Here is a 2,524-nt window from a genome sequence, read left to right on the forward strand (position 1 = left end):
GCGAGAGGCGGCGGCGCGCGCTTTCGTCGCGGCCCGCGCGGCCGGCCTCGAGCCGGAGGCGCGCGCGCGCCTCGTCGCCGACGCCTGCGCCGTCATCGCCGATCCGGCGCTGGCGACGCTCTTCGCGCCGGGCGCTCTGGCCGAGGCGCCGATCGCCGGGCGCGTCGTCCTGCCGAGCGGTGAGGAGATCGCGGTCGCGGGGCAGCTCGACCGGCTTCGGGTGGACGCCGACGTGGTCGTCTTCGCGGACTTCAAGACGACGGCGCGCCCGCCGGCGGCGGACGCGGCGATCCCGGGCAGGACGCTCGTGCAGATGGGGCTCTACGCCGCGCTGCTGGCGCGCGCCTTCCCGGATCGGCGCATCGAGGCGCGGCTCGTCTGGACGGCGGGGCCGCTAGTGCGCACGCTGACGCCGGCCGAGCTCGAGGCCGGCATCGTCGCCGCGGCGGCACAGCGACCGCCGCGTCCCGAATGAGCGCTGCGCGCGTCAGCGCGAATTCTGCTCGCGGACGAAGTCCGTCGCCGACTGCGGCTCCGGCCGCGGGCCGGAGAAGGTCTGGACGCGCTCCGGGAAGGGCGCGTTCGGGTCCGGGGCGAGGTAGGCCTGCGGCGGGTCGGTGAGGAAGCGGCGCTGCAGGCGCGTCTCCGGCGCGACGGCGCGGCGCTGCTCGTCGAGCTCGCGCAGCGTCTGCGGCGGGATCCAGGCCGGGTTGGAATTGGCGCCGCCGAGCCCACGCTCCGCGGGCGCCCATTCGGCCCGTGCCGGGCCGCCGAGACCGGCGCCGGGCACACGCCCGGCACGCAGCTCGCCAGGTGTCATGCGCTGGCCGATGCCCTCGAAGGCGCCGGGGCGCTCCGGGGCGGGCGTGTTCGCCTCGATGGCGCGTGCACGGGCGGCGGCGACGTCCGGATCGGACGGCCATTGCGGATTGGCGGCGATGGTGTCGCCCTGCGCCGGCGGCGGCAGCGCGCCGAGATTCGGAGGTACGACGAGCGGCGCGCGCTCGCGATAGACGATCTCCGGCTGCTCGGACTCGATGATGCCGATGGAGCCGAGGATGCTGCGGAAGAACTCGCCCTCCTGCGCCTGCGCGGCGGGCGCCGCGAGGAGCCCGAGGGCCGCGCCCGCGAAGGCGGCGCGCACGATTGCGGAACGCTTCATCTCGTCTCCATCCCCGAGAGCGTCGCGCCCTCGACATCCCACGTTCAACACCTGCCGCGACCATGACCCGTCGCGACCGAGGACCGAACGGCCTCCGCGTCCGGAACGAGCCGAGGCCGGCCCGCCTCCCTCACCCGCCATCGCGGCTTTCGTGTGGCGGGGACGCTCGCTGCGCCGTCCCTCGCCGCGCTCGGCGCGGCTCCAGGACGAAGGAGTCATAGAGGAGACCGACCACGCCCGCAACGATCGCCGCATCGGCGACGTTGAACACGTACCACGAGAACGCGCCCCAGTGCAGGTGCACGAAGTCGAACACCGCGCCGTAGGCGATCCGGTCGACGACGTTGCCGAGCGCGCCGCCGACGACGAGGGCGAGTGAGGCCGCGAGCGCGCGCGCGCCGGTGCGCAGCATCCAGATTCCGAGCCCGACCGCGGCCACGAGCGAGCCCGCGACGAGCAGCCAGCGTCCGAGCTCGGTCTCCTGCTGCAGGAGCCCATAGGAGATGCCGCGGTTCCACACCACGATCAGCTCGGCGAAGGGTGCGATCTCGAGCGGAGCATGGACCCGCAGGTCGTAGACGAACAGGAAGAACAGCTTCGTCGCCTGATCGGCGAGAAAGATCGAGAGCACCAGCGACAGGGCGAGACGGCGATGCGTCGGCGGCCTCGGGGCGGTCGGCGCGGCGGGAGCGGGCATCGGGGCGGGTCGATCTCGGTTCAGGGCGGGTTCAGGCGCGCTCGTCCATCAGGTGCGCCACGCCCCCCTCCTAGCATTCCCCGCAGCGTGGCGGAACAGCCGGGCGGGAACCCCGCGACGGTCGCACGCGTCACCGCTGCGACGTCGTGCCGGGATCATCCGGCACGACCGGCCGCACCAGAGCCCACGAAGACGGATCGGATGACAGCCATGCCCCGCCTCCTCGCGCTTCTCGCCTCCACCGCACTGCCGCTCGCGCTGGTGACGAGCCCCCACGCCGCCGAGCGCGCCTTCGCGCCGCCGGCAATGCCGTCGGCCCGAATCATCCTGGCCCAGGCGAGCGCGCCGGCCGACGGGACGACCGTGCTGCGGCGTCTCCCCGACGGCACCCTCGTCGAGGAGGAGGCGCCCGCGGACGGAGCACCCACGGCGGAAGAGGAGGTCGCACCGGCGGAGGAGGCCGCGCCGGCCGAGGAGCCCGCGCCCGTCGAGGAGCCCACACCCGTCGAGGAGCCCGCGCCCGCCGAGGAGCCCCCGCCCGCCGAGGAGCCCGCGCCCGCCGAGGAGCCCGCGCCCGCCGAGGAGCCGGCCCCTGCCGAGGAGCCCGCACCCGTCGAGGAGCCCGCGCCTGTCGAGGAGCCCGCGCCCGTCGAGGAGCCCGCGCC

General features: G+C 75.3%; 3 protein-coding genes and 1 pseudogene. 2 read left to right on the plus strand and 2 right to left on the minus strand.

Annotation, left to right across the window (positions count from 1 at the left end; all coding sequences use genetic code 11):
• The coding region (locus ACTZWW_RS22530; RefSeq protein ID WP_444783205.1) for a PD-(D/E)XK nuclease family protein at positions 1 to 475 on the plus strand (475 nt) is incomplete at its 5' end.
• A gap of 12 nt (positions 476 to 487) precedes the next feature.
• Here ACTZWW_RS22530 and ACTZWW_RS22535 read toward each other — a convergent pair.
• Positions 488 to 1,162 carry a hypothetical protein gene (locus tag ACTZWW_RS22535; protein ID WP_444783206.1) on the minus strand — a complete coding sequence of 225 codons (675 nt, stop codon included), beginning with the start codon at positions 1,160 to 1,162 and terminating at the stop codon, positions 488 to 490.
• A 130-nt stretch (positions 1,163 to 1,292) separates the two neighbouring features.
• Positions 1,293 to 1,859: a signal peptidase II gene (gene lspA, locus ACTZWW_RS22540; protein WP_444783207.1), complete on the minus strand. Its 567-nt coding sequence runs from the start codon at positions 1,857 to 1,859 to the stop codon at positions 1,293 to 1,295.
• Between the two features lie 210 nt (positions 1,860 to 2,069).
• Here lspA and ACTZWW_RS22545 point away from each other — a divergent pair.
• A pseudogene (locus ACTZWW_RS22545) lies at positions 2,070 to 2,524 on the plus strand (hypothetical protein); the annotation flags it as partial.

The organism is Salinarimonas sp. NSM, assembly GCF_052380005.1.
GTDB lineage: Bacteria > Pseudomonadota > Alphaproteobacteria > Rhizobiales > Beijerinckiaceae > Salinarimonas.

What these genes read in the sequence shown, in the direction of transcription:
- ACTZWW_RS22535 (WP_444783206.1), bottom strand. Translation starts at nt 1,162, where the DNA reads ATGAAGCGTTCCGCAATCGTGCGCGCCGCCTTCGCGGGCGCGGCCCTC.
- lspA (WP_444783207.1), bottom strand. Translation starts at nt 1,859, where the DNA reads ATGCCCGCTCCCGCCGCGCCGACCGCCCCGAGGCCGCCGACGCATCGC.